Source organism: Pseudomonas sp. LSJ-87, from assembly GCF_032971465.1.
In the GTDB taxonomy this organism is placed as follows: Bacteria; Pseudomonadota; Gammaproteobacteria; order Pseudomonadales; family Pseudomonadaceae; genus Aquipseudomonas; species Aquipseudomonas putida_Z.
Genome location: NZ_JAWJYQ010000021.1, coordinates 109546 through 128082, shown reverse-complemented (window position 1 = coordinate 128082; position 18537 = coordinate 109546). Strand labels below are relative to the sequence as shown.

The window sequence follows — 18537 nt, the reverse complement described above, 5'->3', positions numbered from 1 at the left end:
GCGGGGGAGGAACTGTACCGCCTGTACGGGCCTCATCGCCGGCAAGCCAGCTCCCACAGGTACTGCGCATGGCTTGAAATCGGTGCGGTCGAGGTGGGAGCCGGCTTGCCGGCGATGAGGCCAGCACAGGCAACACAACAACATTCAGGTAACAGTCTTTTACCGTTTACCCAGGTTTTCCCCTCCCCGCCTTTGCCTATCCTATGCCCGGTCATCCTGCCTGCGATGGACCCATGAAACACTCTCTACCCAGCCGCTACGCCTGCCTCGCCCTCTGCCTGCTGTTCAACTTCGCCAGCCTGCCGCTGCTACCCCAGCATGCCTGGCTGTGGCCGTTCATATTGATCACCGCGCTGCTCAGCCTGGTCGGCCTGAACGACCTGCGGCAAAGCCACCACGCCGTGCGCCGCAACTACCCGATCCTGGGCAACATCCGCTACCTGATCGAAACCATCCGCCCGGAAATCCGCCAGTACCTGATCGAGGGCGACGACGACAAGCTGCCGTTCTCCCGCTCGCAGCGTTCGCTGGTCTACGCCCGGGCCAAGAACGAAAGCGCCGAGAAGGCCTTCGGCACCCTCAACGATGCCTACAAGCCCGGCTTCGAGTTCATCAGCCATTCCATGCTGCCAGTGGCCACGCCAGACCCGGCATCGTTCCGCATCGCCATTGGCGGGCCGCAATGCCGCCTGCCCTACTCGGCATCGATCTTCAATATCTCGGCCATGAGCTTCGGCGCCCTCAGTGCCAACGCCATCGCTGCCCTGAACCGCGGTGCACGCATGGGCCGTTTTGCCCATGACACCGGCGAAGGCAGCATCAGCCCGTACCACCGCGAACATGGCGGTGACCTGATCTGGGAAATCGGCAGTGGCTACTTCGGCTGCCGCACCGAGGACGGCCGCTTCGACCCGCAGCGCTTCGCCGAGCAGGCGCGCTCGCCGCAGGTGAAGATGATCGAGATCAAGCTCAGCCAGGGCGCCAAGCCGGGCCACGGCGGCATCCTGCCGGGGCACAAGGTCAGCCCCGAAATTGCCGCAACCCGTGGCGTGCGCGTGGGCGAGGATTGCATCTCGCCGGCGGCGCACAGTGCCTTCCGTACCCCGGTCGAGTTGCTGCAGTTCGTTGCCAGCCTGCGTGAGCTGTCGGGCGGCAAGCCGGTGGGGTTCAAATTCTGCCTGGGCCACCCTTGGGAGTTCATGGGCATTGCCAAGGCCATGCTGGCCACTGGCATCACTCCGGACTTCATCGTCGTCGATGGCAAGGAAGGCGGCACCGGTGCGGCGCCACGCGAGTTCAGCGACAACATGGGCGTGCCGATGCGCGAGGGCCTGATGTTCGTGCACAACACCCTGGTCGGCCTGAACCTGCGCGCCAGTATCCGCATTGGCGCGGCAGGCAAGATCGTCAGCGCCTTCGACATCGCCAGCGTGCTGGCCATCGGGGCGGACTGGGTCAACTCCGCGCGCGGCTTCATGTTCGCCATTGGCTGCATCCAGTCGCAGAGCTGCCATACCAACAAATGCCCGACTGGCGTGGCCACGCAAGACCCGCTGCGCCAGCGCGCCCTGGTGGTGCCGGACAAGGCCGAGCGGGTGGCAAGCTTCCACCGCAACACGCTGCATACGTTGGCCGAAATGTTGGCTGCCGCAGGCCTGGAACACCCTTCGGAGCTCAAGCCCAAGCACCTGGCGCGGCGTATCAGCCCTAGCGAAATCGGGCTGTTCTCGGACCTGCACACGTTCCTCAAGCCGGGCGAATTGCTCAGTGGCTCGATTGAAAGCGAGTTTTATGCGCGGATGTGGCGGATGGCGCGTAGTGACAGCTTTGCGCCGGAGACTGGGGAGGGAGAGATGAAGGTTGCTGGGGTGCGGCGCAGGGAAGTGGTGGAGACGGCGTGAAAGCCGGGGCCGCTTTGCGGCCCTTTCGCGACACAAGGCCGCTCCTACAGGAGTACGCCATCTCATGTAGGAGCGGCCTTGTGTCGCGATGGGCTGCAAAGCAGCCCCTAGGCCATCAGATCAGGATCAGAAGATGCTGATCGGGTACTCGACGAATACGCGGACTTCGTTGCCGTCGTCGTTGTAACCGTTCTGCTGCACGGCGTTGTTGGTACGCACGAACGAGCTACGCAGCTTGATCGACAGGTCCTTGGCCGGGCCGTCCTGCACCACGTAACGGATCTGGTTGAAGATCTCGCGTTCTTTACCTTCACCGAAGCCCTGCGGGTTGTCGACGTTGCGGGTGTTGATGTTGTCACCCACCACGTAGGCCAGCTTGTAGGTCAGGCCAGGGATGCCGTAGGCACCGAAGTCCAGGCCGTAGCCCAGCTGCCAGGAGCGCTCGTCTTCGGCGTTGAAGTCGGACCAGTACGAGTTGGCCAGGTAGATGGTCGAACCACCGTCACCCACGCCACCCTCGTTCTGGTACCAGCCGTAGTTGTAGCCGGTGCTGCCGGTGCTGCGCTGGTGGGCGATGGTGAACGAGTGCGCACCGAACGCGTAGGTAGCTGCCAGGCTCCAGATGGTGTTGGAGTCGCCGTTGAGTTTGGCGCTCTTGACGAACTTGTTGTCGATGTCCGACTTGTAGCCGTTGAAGTCCAGGGTCAGGGACTGGTCGTTGGCGATCGGGAAGACGTAGTTCAGGCCCAGGTAGTGCTTCTTCATCACGTCTTCGTTGTCGGCGGTGTACAGCGAAGCGGTGAAGTTGTCGGTGAACTTGTAGCTACCACCAAGGACGTTGATCGACTTCAGGCCACCACCGTCACGGCGCTCGGCGCTCTTGCGCGCTTCCTGGGTGAAGCGGCCGGCGTTCAGTTCCAGGCCCTGGATCTCTTTGGAGGTGATCAGGGTACCGGTGAAGCTTTCTGGCAGCAGACGGGCGTCGTCGTACTGCAATACTGGCAGTGCCGGCATCTGGTCACCGTACTTGAGCACGGTGTTGGAGATGCGGAACTTCACTGCAGCGCCACCACGGGCCAGGTTGTGCGGCGAGTTGGCGTTGCCGTTCTCGTCCTTGAAGTCCGAAGGCTTGAAGAAGTCGACACCGGCGCCACCGTTGTGGCCCTTGCCGCCGTCCAGACGCACGGCGTACAGGCCGAATGCATCGACACCGACACCGACGGTGCCCTGGGTGAAGCCGGAGGAGAAGTTGGCGATGACGCCCTGGCCCCATTCGATCTGGTCGTCGGTGCCGTGCTTCTTGTCACGATTGATGTAAGCGTTACGCAGCAGGACGTTGGCGTGGCTGTCCTCGATGAAGCCTTTGCTGTCGGCCTGATCATTGGCCTGTGCCTGGGTCGCGGCGATCATCGCCAGGGCGACCAGGCTGATCCTGGTTTTCAACATGTTGTTTTCCTTATTTCTTAATCAAAAACGCTCTGCAATATGACGCCAGGAACCAACGCCCCTTCGTAGGTTCGACGCTATGCGGATCCAGACTGGAAGGCCTGCCGGTAATCACACGGCGGCCTCTGGCAGCAGCATGGCCAAGATCATGGCCAGCAGGCGTTGGCCGAATCCTAGCCGTGTGCGATTACAAATGTCAAAAAGTCGTGAAATGCAGGTTGATATAACCAAAATCGCCTGCGGGTCTGGTGCATTTCCATGCAGGTTTGCGCTATCAGCGGACAATTTATCTTGTGTGGGAAATAGCCTTTTGATCGAACGGACAATTTTCCTGTCAGGGCGCCTTCGCAGCGCAAGGCTGCTCCTGCAGGGAAAGGCGGCGCGGCAGGAGCCGTAACAAACAGACACAGTTGTAATGACAACCCTTTACAAATACTCAAGCAATAGCAAATAACAAGCATTACCATCCGCATCTCTTTTTCACCTGCTCGATCCGGATGTGCCCATGCTTGTACCCTGCCGTCTTTCACCCCTGACGCTTGGCCTGTCGCTGCTGTTCGGCGCCAGCCTGGCCAGTGCCGCCACCACCACCCTGCCGGAACTGTCGGTAACCGCCGACAGCGAGCGCGAAGAGGACAACCCGCGGGTCAAGGAGGTAAGCACCGCGACCCGCACCTCGACGCCGGTACGCTATGTGCCGCAGGCCATCGACACGGTGAAGACCGTCAACGTGCTGGATTACGGCAGCAACACCCTGGGCAAGGCGCTGGAAGGCATCCCCAACGTCAGCAGTGGTGCCGACACCCGCTTCGACAGCGTGCGCATCCGCGGCTTCGAGGCCAGCAACGACTTCTACCTGGACGGCATTCGCGACGACAGCCAGTACATCCGCGACCTGCATAACATCGAGCGGGTCGAAGTGCTCAAAGGGCCGGCAGCGGTGCTTTATGGCCGTGGCAGCCAGGGCGGTATCGTCAACCGGGTAAGCAAGGCGCCGGAGCACGGCCGCCGTTCGAGCATCGAGGCGCAGGCCGGCAGCGAAGACCTGCGCAGCCTGTATGCCGACCTCAGTGCCGACCCCAGCGACACCGTCAGCCTGCGCCTGAACATGGGCAACCAGGACAACAACAGCTTCCGCGACGGCATCGACGGCAGCCGCCAGCTGTTCGCCCCGTCGATCAGCTGGCAGGTCACCCCCGACCTGAACTGGCTGGTGCAATACGAATACAGCCGCTACAACCGCACCCCGGACCGTGGCATCCCCGGGGTCAACGGCCGCCCGGCAGATGTCAGCCGCAGCACCACCTATGGCGACACCCAGCGCGACTACATCGATGACCGCGCCCAGTCGCTGCGCTCGCGCCTGAACTACCAGCTGAACGAAACCTGGCAGCTGCGCCATACCCTGGGCCTGTTCAAGCTCGACAGTGAGTTCGACAACACCTACGTCACGGGCTACGACGCCAGCACCGACACCTTGACCCGCCAGCGCTGGCAGCAGGACCTGAACACCCGCAACCTGTTCAACACCCTCGAGGCCGAGGGCGACTTCGACACCCTGGGCCTGGAGCACAAGCTGTTGCTGGGCCTGGAGTTCGGCAACCAGAAGCGCGACCCGGTGCTGTACAAAGCGGTCGACCAGAAACTGCAGGGCCTGGGCAAGCCCGGCCGCAACCAGCAACTCAATGGCCCAATGACGTTGTTTAGTGACAACCATACCGTGGTCGATAGCCGCGGCCTTTATCTGCAAGACCAGATCCGCCTGAACGATCAGTGGCAGGTACTTGCCGGCGTACGCTTCGACCAGTTCGACGTGCAGACCACCAACAAGGATGGCCTGAGCGAAACACAGGACAGCAACAGCACCAGCCCACGCCTGGGTGTGGTCTACACACCGTGGCGCGACCATTCGTTCTACGCTTCGTGGAGCAAGACCTTCTCGCCTGTAGGTGGCGGTCTGATCGGCATCACCCCAGGCGCAAAGGGCAACGGTAACGACGCCAAGCCGGAAGAAACCCGCCAGAAAGAAATCGGCGTGAAGAGCGACTGGCTCGACCAGCGCCTGACCACCACCCTGGCCATCTACGAGCTGGAACTGTACAACCGCCGCACTCGCGACCCGCTTGTCCCGGAAAACATCTTGCTCAGCGGCATGCAGCGTTCGCGCGGTATCGAGCTGACCGCCACCGGCAACATCATTGGCAACTGGTACGTGCGCGGTGGCATCGGCCTGCAGGACGCGACCATCGTCAAGGACAACAACGGCCAGGAAGGCAACCGCATCAATGATGTGGCCAAGCGCAACGGCAGCCTGTTCGTGACCTGGAAACCGGAACTGGGCTGGTACGCCGAAACCGGCCTGACGCTGGTGGGCGAGCGATATGCGGACAACCAGAACACCACGGTGCTGCCGGGGTATGGCCGCTGGGATGCATTGGCGGGGTACCGCACGCAGGACTGGGATGTGCGGGCGGCGCTGAGCAACATTGCCGACAAGACCTACTACAGCTCTGCGACCAGTGCGGCGCAGATCCAGGTGGGTGACCCGCGTAGCCTGGTGGTGACTGGCAGCTACAGCTTCTGATCTTTATTGCCTGTGCCGGCCTCTTCGCGGCTAAAGCCGCTCCCACAGGTACCCCACATGTATCGAGCCCAGTGGGGTACCTGTGGGAGCGGCTTTAGCCGCGAAGGGGCCAGCACAGGTTTAAGCAATCGATCAGTGCCACACCGCCATCAGCGCCTGCATTTCTGCTTCGCTGATCAGCCCTTGGGGGTATCGTCCGGCAAGCAGACGTTGTGGGTCGGTCGTCCTGACCCTGATGCATCCATGGTGTTTCAACCACTTCGCCACAAGCCTGAGCGATTGGTGATTCACTGCCGATGGGCGCAAAGCCGACTCACTTGCTGCGTTCATTTCTACACGTACTCCCTGGCCCGTGAGCGGCTAATCTACGTAAGGATTGTTACAGATCCGAGAGCTCGGCATGGCCGAGCTATCTGACTGAAAACAATACAAAACATATGCCAGCACAGGCCTGCGGACGGCCCCGGAAACAAAAAAGGCCCGTCATCTGACGGGCCCCTTCATTCACCGTGCGCTCAACGCTTGACCGGTGCCGGCTGCTGCTGGGTCAGGCAGTGGATGTTGCCACCGCCCAACAACAACTCGCGACCTGGGATCATCACCACCTCGTGGTCGGGGAAGATCTTCGCCAGAATCGCTCTGGCCTCGGCATCTGCCGGGTCGTCGAAGCTTGGCGCGATGATGCCGCCGTTGACGATCAGGAAGTTCACGTACGAGCCAGCCAGGCGCACCGACGGGTCACGCTCCTGGCTGCCGGCCACCTGATCGACACCGGCACACTCTTCGGCGGTGGCGAACAGCGGGCCCGGGATCGGCATCTTGTGCACGATGAATTCACGGCCCTTGGCATCGCGGGTGTTCTTCAGCACCTCCATGGCGGCATGGCAGCGTGCATAGTTGGGGTCGTTGGAATCATCGGTCCAGGCCAGTAACACTTCGCCCGGGCGCACGTAACAGCAGAAGTTGTCGACGTGGCCATCGGTCTCGTCGTTGTACAGGCCATCTGGCAGCCAGACCACGGTGTCCACCGCCAGCTGGTCGCGCAGCACCGCTTCGATCTGCTCGCGGTTCAGGTGCGGGTTGCGGTTGCGATTGAGCAGGCATTCTTCGGTAGTAATCACCGTGCCTTCGCCGTCCACGTGGATCGAGCCGCCCTCGAGCACGAAGCCGTCGGTGTGGTAGCGCTGGCAGCGCTCCATTTCCAGGACCTTGGCCGCCAGCTCCTCGTCGCGGTTCCACGGTGCGTACAGGCCGCCGTCAAAGCCGCCCCAGGCATTGAAGCCCCAGTCCACGCCACGCACTTCACCCTGGTCGTTGATGACGAAGGTCGGGCCGGTGTCACGCACCCAGGCGTCGTCGTTGCTGATCTCGACCACGCGGATGTTCGGCTGGTCGAGCTGACGACGGGCATTTTCGTACTGGCCAGCGGAAACCGCGACGGTAACTGGCTCGAAGCGGGCAATGGCCTTGGCCAGGGTCACATGGGCAGCCTGCGCCGGCTTGCCGCCCAGGCGCCAGTTGTCCGGGCGCTCCGGCCAGACCATCCACACCTGGGTTTGCGGGGCCCACTCGGCGGGCATGTGGAAACCATCGGCACGGGGAGTGGAGTTGAGGGTTTTCATGGTTGACCTCTGTGATGGCCCTGAGCCGGACTGTGCTGGGGCGTTTGTCAATTTATAACCGATATATATCGATATTTGAAGCCCGATAATCGGGAAAATCATGAACGATCAGGGACATTAAATCGATAACAATCGACACATACCCAACCTTGGCCGAGAACCAAAGCGGCACGACCTCTACCATAGACAGCCCTTGTGAATGCCGTTGAAGCCCAAGGCGGAAAAAACGGCCAGACCGGCTAGGGTCAATACATGAGCAGAACGGGCCAGCGAACCGCCATGAACATCATCCCTACCGCGATCCCTGAAGTACTGATCATCGAGCCAAAGATTTTTAGTGACGGCCGTGGTTTTTTCTTCGAGGCGTTCAACGCCCGTGAGTTCGCCCGGCAAACCGGCGTGAATGTCGAGTTCGTCCAGGACAACCATTCGCGCTCCATCAAGGGTGTGCTGCGTGGCCTGCACTACCAGGTGGCAAACACCCAAGGCAAGCTGGTGCGCGTGGTGCAGGGGGAAATCCGTGATATTGCCGTGGACGTGCGCAAGAGCTCGCCAACCTTCGGCCAATGGGTCGCGGTGCAGCTGTCGGCCGACAATCATCGCCAGTTGTGGATTCCGCCCGGCTTCGCCCATGGCTTTGCGGTGATAAGCGAGTCGGCCGAGTTTCTCTACAAGACCACCGACTACTACAACCCGGGCGCCGACCGCTGCATTCGCTGGGATGACCCGACGCTGGCCATCGACTGGGGGCTGCAGCAGCCACCGGTGCTGTCGGACAAGGACAAGCTCGGCCTGCCACTGGCAGAGGCGGAACTGCTGCCTTAACTAGCGCATAATTGCGGCAGACTTTTCTGGCGCCTTTACGTGATGATTGCAAAACCCACGCCCCCACGCCGTCCCCGCTGGCGCAGCCTGGCCCTGTTGGCCCTGTGCCTGGCCCCGTTACTGTGGCCCCTGCATCACCTGGCCGAACGTTACTACCAGGAAGAACTGGCCTCGCAGAACCGCCAGACCCTCGACCTGTACGTCGCCAACCTGCTCGGTACCCTGCACCGCTACGAAACCTTGCCGCAGATACTCGGCGACCTGCCGGCGCTGCGCGGGGTGCTGGCCGACCCGTTCCGCCTGGAAGCGGTGACAAACGCCAACCGCCTGCTCAAGGACATCGTCCAGCAGACTGGCGCCGAGGTGATGTACCTGATGGACGTCAGCGGCAACACCCTGGCCGCCTCCAACTGGGACAAGCGCGACAGCTTCGTCGGCCGCAACTTCGCCTTCCGCCCCTACTTCAACGAAGCCATGGCCGGCCGCCTGGGGCGCTTCTTTGGCCAGGGCACCACATCGGCCAAGCGCGGTTACTTCTTCGCCGCCGCCGTGCGAGACCGTGAACGCATCGTTGGCGTACTGGTGGTCAAGGTCGACCTCGACCACACCGAAACCTTGTGGGGCCGCACCCCCGAGCAGCTGTTGCTGACCGACCACAATGGCGTGGTCATCCTGACCTCGCGGCCCGACTGGCGCTTCCGGGCGACCCGCGCGCTGACCGAAGCCGAGCGCCAGGCCATCATCGCCATCCAGCCCTACCCGACCCAGGCCCCGCAACCGCTGGTGCTAAACCAGGACGCCTGGATCAGCCAGACCCGCGACATCAAGGAAACCGGCTGGCAGGTCAGCATCCTCGCCCCGCGCATGCTGGTCGACCGTTCGGTGCAAACCGTGATGGCCATCGGCGCTGGCACCCTGCTGGTGCTGATGCTGCTGGCCGGCCTGGTGATGCAACGGCGCCGTCACTACATCGACCGCATCGACTTCGAGGCACGTGGCCGCCAGGAACTGGAAAAACGCGTGGCCGAGCGCACCGCCGACCTCGAAGGCCTGAACACCCGGCTCAAGAGCGCCGTGCTGGAGCGCGAGAACGCCCAGCAGGAGGCCGTGCGCGCCCAGGACGAACTGGTGCAGGCCGGCAAGCTGTCGGTGCTCGGCACCATGTCGGCCAGCATCAGCCACGAACTCAACCAGCCGCTGGCCGCCATCCGCAGCTACGCGGAAAACGCCGAGATCCTGCTCGACCACCAGCGTACCGAAGACGCCCGCGGCAACCTCAAGCTGATCGGCGAGCTGACCGGGCGCATGGCCTCGATCATCGCCCACCTGCGCGCCTTCGCCCGTCGTGACCGCCATGCCCCGGAGAGCGTGGCCCTGCAGCCGGCCCTGGACGATGCCCTGGCGCTGCTGGCCAAGCGCCGCCGGGCAATGGCCGTCGAGCTGATCCGCGACCTGCCGGAAGCCACCTTGTGGGTACAGGCCGGCGAGACCCGCCTGCGCCAGGTGCTCGGCAACCTGCTGGCCAATGCCCTCGACGCCCTGACCGAAAAGGCCAACCCGCGCCGCCTGTGGCTAAGTGCCGAGCAGCGCGATGACTGCGTCTACCTGTACATTCGCGACAACGGCCCCGGTTTCAGCCGCCAGGCCCTGGAGCACGCCAAGGAGCCGTTCTTCACCACCAAGACCCGCACCCAGGGCCTGGGCCTGGGCCTGGCCATCTGCGAAAGCCTGATGCGCGCCCTGGGCGGTGAACTGCTGCTGGCCAACCACCCGGAGGGTGGCGCACTGCTGACCCTGCAGCTGCGTATGGCCGCGCCTGGCGCTACTTTGCCCAATTCGGAGGACCCCTCGGCATGACCACCGAGACACTGATCGACAGCCGAGCCCAGGTCATCCTGGTCGATGATGACCCGCACCTGCGCCAGGCCCTGAGCCAGACCCTGGACCTGGCCGGCCTCAAGGTGGTCGCCCTGGCCGATGCCCAGGGCCTGGCCGAACGCATCGAGGCCGACTGGCCCGGGGTGGTGGTCAGCGACATCCGCATGCCGGGCATCGATGGCCTGCAACTGCTGGAACAACTGCACGGCCGTGACAATGAACTGCCGGTGCTGCTGATCACCGGCCACGGCGATGTACCGCTGGCGGTGCAGGCGATGCGCGCCGGCGCCTACGACTTCCTGGAAAAACCCTTTGCCAGCGACGCCCTGCTGGACAGCGTGCGCCGCGCCCTGGCCCTGCGCCGCCTGGTGCTGGACAACCGCAGCTTGCGCCTGGCCCTGAGCGATCGCCAGCAACTGGCCACCCGCCTGGTGGGCCAGTCGCCGTCCATGCAGCGCCTGCGCGAGCAGATCGGCGCCCTGGCCGGCACCCGCGCCGATGTGCTGATCCTGGGTGAGACCGGTGCCGGCAAAGAGGTGGTGGCCCGCGCCCTGCACGACCTGTCCAGCCGCCGCGATGGGCCATTCGTGGCGATCAACGCCGGCGCACTGGCCGAGTCGGTGGTCGAAAGCGAGCTGTTCGGCCATGAACCCGGGGCGTTCACCGGCGCGCAGAAACGCCGCATCGGCAAGTTCGAGTTCGCCAACGGTGGCACGCTGTTCCTCGATGAAATCGAGAGCATGAGCCTGGATGTGCAGGTGAAACTGCTGCGCATGTTGCAGGAACGGGTGGTCGAGCGCCTGGGTGGCAACCAGCTGATCCCACTGGACATCCGCATCATCGCCGCGACCAAGGAGGACCTGCGCCAGTCAGCCGACCAGGGGCGTTTCCGCGCCGACCTGTATTACCGCCTGAACGTGGCGCCGCTGCGTATTCCACCGCTGCGCGAACGCGGCGATGACATCCTGGTGCTGTTCCAGCACTTCGCCGACGCCGCCAGCCAGCGCCATGGCCTGCCGCCACACGCCTTGCAGCCGGCCCAGCGCGCCATGCTGCTGCGTCACGACTGGCCCGGTAACGTACGCGAGCTGCAGAACGCCGCCGAACGTTTCGCCCTTGGCCTGGAACTGGCCCTGGACGGCCAGGCGCCACCTGCGGCAATGCCTGCGGTACCGATGCCGAGCGGCAACCTCAGCGAACAGGTCGAGCAGTTCGAACGCTCGCTGATCGCTGCCGAACTGGCCCAGCCACACAGCTCCATGCGCAGCCTGGCCGAGGCGCTGGGTATCCCCCGCAAGACCCTGCACGACAAGCTGCGCAAGCATGGCTTGAGCTTCGACGGCGGTAGCGGCGGGCATGACGATCAAGAGGACAACCGTTAATGAACACCGATAGCCAGTACTTGCAGTCCGTCCTGCACGGCGACATCCCCCTGACCCGCGAAATGGGCCTGGAAGTGCTCGATTGGCAGCAGCACACCCTGCGCCTGCAATTGCCGCTGGCGGCCAACGTCAACCACAAGAGCACCATGTTCGGCGGCAGCCTGTACTGCGCCGCGGTGCTGGTGGGTTGGGGCTGGCTGCACCTGCGCCTGCGCGAGTTGGGGATTGATGACGGGCATATCGTCATCCAGGAAGGGCAGATCAGTTATCCGCTGCCGGTGACCGGAGCGGCGGTGGCGCGGTGTGCGGCGCCGGATGAAAAGACCTGGGAGCGGTTCTTGACCATGTACCAGCGCCGCGGGCGGGCACGGTTGACGCTGGAGACCACGGTGAGCAATGCCGGTAGTGACGAGCCTGCTGTTACCTTCAGCGGCCAGTACGTGCTGCACCGCTGACCGCGGGCAAGTACTGATGCCAGTCAGTTAGTGCTGTTGGGTCTGCTGCGCAGCCCATCGCCGGCAAGCCAGCTCCCACAGGTGCAGCGCCATGCTGAAGGTCTGCGCAGTACTTGTGGGAGCTGGCTTGCCGGCGATGGGCCGCAAAGCGGCCCCGGCGATATAGGCGGCGAAGCTGAAATCCTGAGCTCCAACAGAGTGTGATGATACCCGTCAGATCAGGCTCAGGAAGGCTTGGCGCCAAGCAGCATTTGCCGGCAACGCCAGGAAATGCGGGTTGAGCAACGACTCCCGCGCCGGGTACCGGAACGGCAAGCCATCCAGCCCGATTACCTCCCCACCAGCCCCTTCCACCACGCCCTGCGCCGCCGCGGTATCCCACTGCGAAGTCGGTGCCAGGCGCGGATAGCAATCGGCGCTGCCCTCGGCCAACAGGCAGAACTTCAGCGAACTGCCGATATTGGCCAGCTCCAGCTCACCCACCGCAGCCCCCAACCCGGCCAACAAGGCTTCCTGTTCCGGGCTGGAATGGCGACGGCTGGCAACCACGGTGAAACGCCCACCCGCCGGCGGCGCGTTGCGTACCTGGATCGCCTGGGCGGCCTCACCCGCTTCCGCACGCCAGGCGCCCAACCCGCGACCACCGAAGTAGCAGCGCCCGTTGGTCGGCATCGACACCACGCCAAACACCACCTCGCCGTTTTCGACCAGGGCGATGTTGACCGTGAACTCTTCGCTGCCGGCAATGAATTCCTTGGTGCCGTCCAGCGGATCGACCAGCCACCAGCGGCTCCAACCCTGACGTTCGGCCAGCGGAATGTTGCAGTCCTCTTCAGACAGCACCGGGATCTGCGGCGCCAGCGCCAGCAGGCCATCGGCAATCACCCGGTGTGCTGCCAGGTCGGCGGCGGTGACCGGCGAATCGTCGGCCTTGTTGGTCACGGCCACATCGGCGCGCCAGAACGGCAAGATCGCTTCGCCCGCCAACAGGGCCAGCTTGACCACTTCGTGCATCAATTGCAGGTCGTTCATGCTTCCAGCAGCCCCCGCTGAATCAGCAGGTCACGCGCCAGGTACAGCGCCGCCAGGGCACGCCCCTCGGTGAACTGCGGGTGCATGGCCAGGGCCGAGAGTTCGCGCAGGTTGACCTTGTCGACCCGCATCGGCTCCGGCTCGTCGCCCTCCAGGCGCTCCTCGTAGAGATCGCTGGCCAGCACCACCTGGATCTTCTGGCTCATGTAGCCCGGCGACAGCGACAGCTCGGTCAGGTGCTCCAGCTGGCGCGCGCCAAAACCGGCCTCTTCCTTGAGCTCCCGGTCGGCTGCCGCCAGCACGTCCTCGCCCGGCTCGATCAGGCCCTTGGGCAACGACAGCTCGTATTCGTCGGTGCCGCCGCAGTATTCCTCCACCAGCACCGCGTGCTCGGCGTCGAGCATGGCCACGATCATCACCGCCCCGTAGCCATTGCCCCGGCCCACCAGCCGCTCGTAGGTGCGTTCGTTGCCATTGCTGAAGCGCAATTGCACGGCTTCGACGCGAAACAGACGGCTGCTGGCGACGATTTCGCGGCTGAGGACGGTGGGTTTCTGGCGCATGGGGCGGCTCCTTGGCGTGAACGGGTTACTATACCGTGGCTTGCCGACTGATCGAGAGTTTCCCATGCCTGTTCTTCCCTGGTCTGCCATCGATACCGTCCTGCTGGACATGGATGGCACCCTGCTTGACCTGCATTACGACAACCGCTTCTGGCTGGACCACCTGCCCCAGCGCTATGCCGAGCTGCACGGGGTGAGCCGGGCCATGGCAGAAATGGAGCTGCAGCCGCTGTTCGAACGCAATGCCGGCACGCTGAACTGGTATTGCCTGGACTTCTGGAGCCGCGAACTGCGGCTGCCGATCCGCGAGCTGAAACAGGAAATCGCCGACCTGATCGCCCTGCGCCCGGATGCCGATACTTTCCTTGCCGCGATCCGCGACGCGGGCAAGCGCGTGGTGATGATCACCAATGCGCACCGGGATTCGCTGTCGCTGAAGCTGGAGCGGGTGGAGCTGGCGCCGTATTTCGAACGGCTGATCAGCTCGCATGACTATGGCTACCCGAAGGAAAGCCCGCAGTTTTGGGACGCGTTGCAGGCGGACATCGGCTTTGAACCGGAGCGCAGCCTGTTCATCGATGACACCCTGGCGATTCTGCGTAGTGCGCGACGGTTTGGCGTGGGGCATCTGCTGGCGGTGCGCCAGCCGGATAGCCAGGCAGGGCCGCGGGATACCGAGGAGTTTGCGGCGGTGGAGGATTACCGGGAATTATTGGTAGGCCTGTGAGGGCCCTATCGCCGGCAAGCCAGCTCCCACAGATACCTCGCAGGTCCTCAGGCCTGTGGTAATCCTGTGGGAGCTGGCTTGCCGGCGATAGGGCCGGTACAGGCTGCAGAGATCAGTCAGGAATACGCAACACCTGCCCCGGATAGATCTTGTCCGGGTGCTTGAGCATCGGTTTGTTGGCCTCGAAGATCTTCTGATACTTGTTGGGGTCGCCATACACCTTCTTCGAAATGGCGCTCAACGTATCACCCTTCTCCACCGTCACGAACCGCGCGGCCTGGGCCACCGGTCCGGTCACGGTGATCTGGTCATCGACACTGGCCACGCCAGCGACGTTGCCCGCCGCCAGGATGATCTTCTCCTTCTCCTCCTGGCTGGCCACCTCACCCTTGAGGATGATCGTGTCTCCCTCTACAGTGGCCGTGATATTCGGGTTGCCCAGGCCGACACTTTCCACGTGTTTCTTCAGCTGCTCTTCGGCATTGGCATTGCCGGGGGTCAGCAGGTCGATCAACTTCTCGCCCGCTTCCTTGACGAAACTGAACAAGCTCATAGCGCTCTCCTTGTTGACGAAACCTCGGACACAGCAGTCTAGGCCAGCTTTTCCCCTACCGCCCCCATGCGACCAATCGACGCGGTCTATCAAGGCATAGACCCTAGCGATTAGACGCCGCCGGCCCGCACGCCTAGGCTTGTGCTATCTGAAAGCTGCCGATAGCCCCGATGAAAAGTCAGCCCCGATGAACAGCAAACCTCCGGTCTGCGCGGCCTCATCGCCCTTGACCATGCCCGCCGCCAGCAACACCTACGATTACGTCCAGCTCAATGACGCCAGACGCGACAGCACGCCCCTGGCCGAAGAAGTGGCCCTGGCCATTGTCTACAACGGCCTGAACCAGGCGGTGATGCTGGTCAGCCCAACCGACCTGGAAGACTTCGCCGTCGGCTTCAGTGTCGGCAGCGGCATAGTGGAAGGCACCACGGAAATCTACGACCTGAAACTCTCCGGCAGCGGCTCGGCAATGTATGCCGACCTGGAGATTTCCAGCCGTGCGTTCTGGAACCTGAAAAACCAGCGCCGCCAGCTGGCCGGCACCAGTGGTTGCGGCCTGTGCGGGGTCGAAGCGCTGGAGCAGGCACTGCCAGAGCTGGCCAAGTTGCCTGGCGCACCCTTGCCACCGGCGCAATGGCTGGTCGGCCTGCGTGAGCGTATCGATGCCTTCCAGCCCCTCGGCCAGCACTGCGGCGCGGTGCATGCGGCGCTGTTCATGGACCGCCACGGCGAACTGCTGCTCGGCCGCGAAGACATCGGCCGGCACAACGCCCTCGACAAGCTGATCGGCGCTTTGCTGCGCCAAGGCATCGACAGCCAGGGTGGCCTGGCCATCGTCACCAGCCGATGCAGCCTGGAGCTGATCCAGAAGGTGCTGCGGGCCGGTATCCAGACCCTGGTCAGCCTGTCGGCGCCCACCGGCCTTGCCCTGCAATGGGCGCGCAAGCACAACCTCAACCTTATCCATCTGCCCAAGCACAGCGCACCGCGGGTCTACAGCCCAGCGGCGGAGTCGTAACAGTCGTGACCTCGTACCAACACCTCCCGGACAACGCCCCAGCCTCCTCCCCTCGCTACAAGCCCTACCACGGCCCCGCCGGTGGCTGGGGCGCGCTGCGCAGCGTGGCCAAGGCCTGGGTTGGCAGCGATAACGCGCTGAAGAACATTCGCGCGCTGCTCAAGACCAACCAGAACGGCGGCTTCGATTGCCCCGGCTGCGCCTGGGGCGACTCGCCGGAAAGCGGCATGGTCAAGTTCTGCGAGAACGGTGCCAAGGCAGTGAACTGGGAGGCGACCAAGCGCCGCGTCGATGCCGCCTTTTTCGCCCGCTACAGCGTCACTTCGCTACTGCAGCAGAGCGACTACTGGCTGGAGTACCAGGGGCGCCTGACCGAGCCGATGGTCTACGACGCGCCCAGCGACCGCTACCAGCCGATCAGCTGGGACGCCGCCTTCACCCTGATCGCCCGCGAACTGAACAAGCTGGCCAGCCCTGACCAGGCCGAGTTCTACACTTCGGGGCGCGCCAGCAACGAAGCAGCGTACCTGTACCAACTGTTCGTGCGGGCCTACGGCACCAACAACTTCCCCGACTGCTCGAACATGTGCCACGAGGCCAGCGGCGTGGCCCTGGGGCAAAGCGTCGGGGTCGGCAAGGGCACCGTCACCTTCGACGACTTCGAGCACGCCGACGCGATTTTCGTCTGGGGCCAGAACCCCGGTACCAACCACCCGCGCATGCTCGACCCGCTGCGCGATGCGGTAAAGCGCGGCGCCCAGGTGGTGTGCATCAACCCGCTCAAGGAGCGTGGCCTGGAGCGCTTCCAGCACCCGCAGAACCCGCTGGAAATGCTGACCAACAGCGACCGGCCGACCAACACCGCATTCTTCCGCCCGGCCCTGGGCGGCGACATGGCGCTGCTGCGCGGCATGGCCAAGTTCGTCCTGCAATGGGAACGCGAAGCCCAGGCCAACGGCGAACCGGCAGTCTTCGACCACGCCTTCATCGCCGAACATGGCCATGGCGTCGACGACTACCTGGCGGTAGTGGATGCCACCCCGTGGGAGCACATCCAGGCCCAGTCCGGCCTGGCGCTGGCCGACATCGAACTGGCCGCGCGCATGTACTGCCGTGGCAAGCGGGTGATCATGTGCTGGGCGATGGGCATTACCCAGCACCGCCACTCGGTGCCGACCATCCAGGAAATCGTCAACCTGCAGATGCTGCGCGGCAATATCGGCGTGCCAGGCGCAGGCTTGTGCCCGGTGCGTGGTCACAGCAACGTGCAGGGTGACCGAACCATGGGCATCAACGAGCGCCCGCCGGTGGCCCTGCTGGACGCCATCGAGCAGCGCTTCGGCTTCCCCGTGCCCCGGCACAACGGCCACAACACTGTCGAGGCGATCCACGCCATGCTCGACGGCCGGGCCAAGGTGTTCATCGGCCTGGGCGGCAACTTCGCCCAGGCAACGCCAGACACCGAGCGCACCGCCCAGGCACTGCGCAACTGCGAGCTGACCGTGCACATCAGCACCAAGCTCAACCGCAGCCACCTGGTGCACGGCAAGCAGGCACTGATCCTGCCGTGCCTGGGGCGCACCGACATCGACCTGCAGGCAGAAGGGCCACAGGCGGTAACGGTAGAGGACTCGTTCAGCATGGTCCACGCCTCCAATGGCCAGCTGAAGCCGCTGTCGACGCAGATGCGCTCGGAGCCGGCGGTCATCGCCGGTATCGCCGCCGCCACCTTGGGCAAGAAGCCCGTGGACTGGCACTGGCTGGTGGCTGACTACGACCGTATCCGCGAGCTGATCGGCGACACCATCGCTGGCTTCAGCGGCTTCAACCAGCGCCTGCGCGAGCCGGGCGGTTTCTACCTGGGCAACAGCGCTGCCAGCCGCGAATGGAATACCAGCACCGGCCGCGCCAACTTCAAGGCCAACCTGCTGCCCGACACGCTGCTCGACGAGCGTGTACGCGCCAGCGGCCAGGTACCTGACCTGATCATGCAATCGATGCGCTCGCACGATCAGTACAACACCACCATCTACGGCCTGGACGACCGCTACCGCGGCGTGCGTGGCCAGCGCGAGGTGCTGTTCGCCAACGAAGCCGACATCATCCGCCTGGGCTTCCAGCCGGGGCAGCAGGTCGACATCGTGTCGTTGTGGGGGGATGAGCATGTGCGCCGTGTGCACGGCTTCACCCTGCTGGCCTTCGACATCCCGGCCGGGCAGGCGGCGGCGTACTACCCGGAGGTGAACCCGCTGGTGCCACTGGAAAGCATTGGCGACGGCAGCCATACGCCGACGTCGAAGTTCATCGCCATCAAGCTGGAGCGGGCGCGGGACGACGGGCGCATCCTGTAGGAACGGTGTTGGCCTCTTCGCGGGTAAACCCGCTCCCACAGAGGCAACTCAAGGACTGAGAGCGGTGGTATCCCTGTGGGAGCGGGTTTACCCGCGAAGAGGCCGGAAGCCCCTGCGCAAAAATAAAAAAGCCCTGTTCCATAGCGGTTCAGGGCTTCGTCATAAAGGTCTCAGACAGCGAAAAAACGATAAAGTTTCAC

General features: G+C 63.9%; 15 protein-coding genes. 9 read left to right on the top strand and 6 right to left on the bottom strand.

Features of this window, described 5'->3' with window-relative positions:
* Positions 1 to 233 precede the first annotated feature (233 nt).
* On the top strand, positions 234 to 1901 hold the full coding sequence (locus tag RYH74_RS13890; RefSeq protein WP_317409576.1) for an FMN-binding glutamate synthase family protein: 1668 nt from the start codon (positions 234 to 236) through the stop codon (positions 1899 to 1901).
* A 126-nt stretch (positions 1902 to 2027) separates the two neighbouring features.
* On the opposite strand, the gene RYH74_RS13885 is transcribed toward RYH74_RS13890, so the two are convergent.
* The gene (locus tag RYH74_RS13885) at positions 2028 to 3347 is read right to left on the bottom strand and encodes an OprD family porin (RefSeq protein ID WP_015268619.1); all 1320 of its coding nucleotides are present in this window, start codon (positions 3345 to 3347) and stop codon (positions 2028 to 2030) included.
* A gap of 505 nt (positions 3348 to 3852) precedes the next feature.
* Here RYH74_RS13885 and RYH74_RS13880 point away from each other — a divergent pair.
* Positions 3853 to 5931, top strand: coding sequence for a TonB-dependent siderophore receptor (locus RYH74_RS13880; protein ID WP_317409575.1), 2079 nt, complete (start codon positions 3853 to 3855; stop codon positions 5929 to 5931).
* 132 nt (positions 5932 to 6063) lie between these two features.
* Here the strand turns inward: RYH74_RS13880 and RYH74_RS13875 are convergent, their stop codons facing one another.
* Both RYH74_RS13875 and aguA read right to left on the bottom strand, forming a co-directional pair.
* Entirely contained in the window at positions 6064 to 6261 is a 198-nt protein-coding gene (locus RYH74_RS13875) for a hypothetical protein (RefSeq protein WP_075044327.1), read from the bottom strand.
* Between the two features lie 185 nt (positions 6262 to 6446).
* Positions 6447 to 7553, bottom strand: coding sequence for an agmatine deiminase (gene aguA, locus RYH74_RS13870; RefSeq protein WP_317409574.1), 1107 nt, complete (start codon positions 7551 to 7553; stop codon positions 6447 to 6449).
* A gap of 279 nt (positions 7554 to 7832) precedes the next feature.
* Here aguA and rfbC point away from each other — a divergent pair, with 279 nt between their 5' ends.
* The 4 genes from rfbC to RYH74_RS13850 are packed head-to-tail and all read left to right on the top strand — an operon-like array spanning position 7833 to position 12093.
* Positions 7833 to 8378, top strand: a complete 546-nt coding sequence (gene rfbC, locus RYH74_RS13865) for a dTDP-4-dehydrorhamnose 3,5-epimerase (RefSeq protein WP_317409573.1) — start codon at positions 7833 to 7835, stop codon at positions 8376 to 8378.
* A 42-nt stretch (positions 8379 to 8420) separates the two neighbouring features.
* Positions 8421 to 10235, top strand: coding sequence for an ATP-binding protein (locus RYH74_RS13860; RefSeq protein ID WP_317409572.1), 1815 nt, complete (start codon positions 8421 to 8423; stop codon positions 10233 to 10235).
* Positions 10232 to 11638 (top strand): sigma-54-dependent transcriptional regulator, encoded by a 1407-nt coding sequence (locus RYH74_RS13855; protein WP_025337340.1) that lies wholly within the window; start codon positions 10232 to 10234, stop codon positions 11636 to 11638. The genes RYH74_RS13860 and RYH74_RS13855 overlap by 4 nt, the downstream gene beginning before the upstream one ends.
* Entirely contained in the window at positions 11638 to 12093 is a 456-nt protein-coding gene (locus tag RYH74_RS13850; protein ID WP_085664163.1) for a YiiD C-terminal domain-containing protein, read from the top strand. The genes RYH74_RS13855 and RYH74_RS13850 overlap by 1 nt, the downstream gene beginning before the upstream one ends.
* A gap of 213 nt (positions 12094 to 12306) precedes the next feature.
* Here RYH74_RS13850 and cysQ read toward each other — a convergent pair whose 3' ends face one another.
* Positions 12307 to 13125, bottom strand: a complete 819-nt coding sequence (gene cysQ, locus RYH74_RS13845; protein ID WP_084785110.1) for a 3'(2'),5'-bisphosphate nucleotidase CysQ — start codon at positions 13123 to 13125, stop codon at positions 12307 to 12309.
* Positions 13122 to 13688, bottom strand: coding sequence for an ADP compounds hydrolase NudE (gene nudE, locus RYH74_RS13840; protein ID WP_015268611.1), 567 nt, complete (start codon positions 13686 to 13688; stop codon positions 13122 to 13124). Before nudE ends, cysQ begins: the two co-directional genes overlap by 4 nt.
* Before the next feature lie 64 nt (positions 13689 to 13752).
* Between nudE and yrfG the strand changes: the two genes are divergently transcribed.
* Complete coding sequence (gene yrfG / locus RYH74_RS13835) at positions 13753 to 14415, top strand: GMP/IMP nucleotidase (protein ID WP_003257447.1); 663 nt, start codon at positions 13753 to 13755, stop codon at positions 14413 to 14415.
* A gap of 112 nt (positions 14416 to 14527) precedes the next feature.
* On the opposite strand, the gene lysM is transcribed toward yrfG, so the two are convergent.
* Complete coding sequence (gene lysM / locus RYH74_RS13830) at positions 14528 to 14968, bottom strand: peptidoglycan-binding protein LysM (protein ID WP_023661080.1); 441 nt, start codon at positions 14966 to 14968, stop codon at positions 14528 to 14530.
* Positions 14969 to 15155: 187 nt separating this feature from the next.
* Between lysM and fdhD the strand changes: the two genes are divergently transcribed.
* Together fdhD and RYH74_RS13820 are read left to right on the top strand one after the other, a co-directional pair.
* Positions 15156 to 15986 carry a formate dehydrogenase accessory sulfurtransferase FdhD gene (gene fdhD / locus RYH74_RS13825; protein WP_075044326.1) on the top strand — a complete coding sequence of 277 codons (831 nt, stop codon included), beginning with the start codon at positions 15156 to 15158 and terminating at the stop codon, positions 15984 to 15986.
* Between the two features lie 5 nt (positions 15987 to 15991).
* The gene (locus RYH74_RS13820; RefSeq protein WP_075044325.1) at positions 15992 to 18337 is read left to right on the top strand and encodes an FdhF/YdeP family oxidoreductase; all 2346 of its coding nucleotides are present in this window, start codon (positions 15992 to 15994) and stop codon (positions 18335 to 18337) included.
* Positions 18338 to 18537 lie beyond the last annotated feature (200 nt).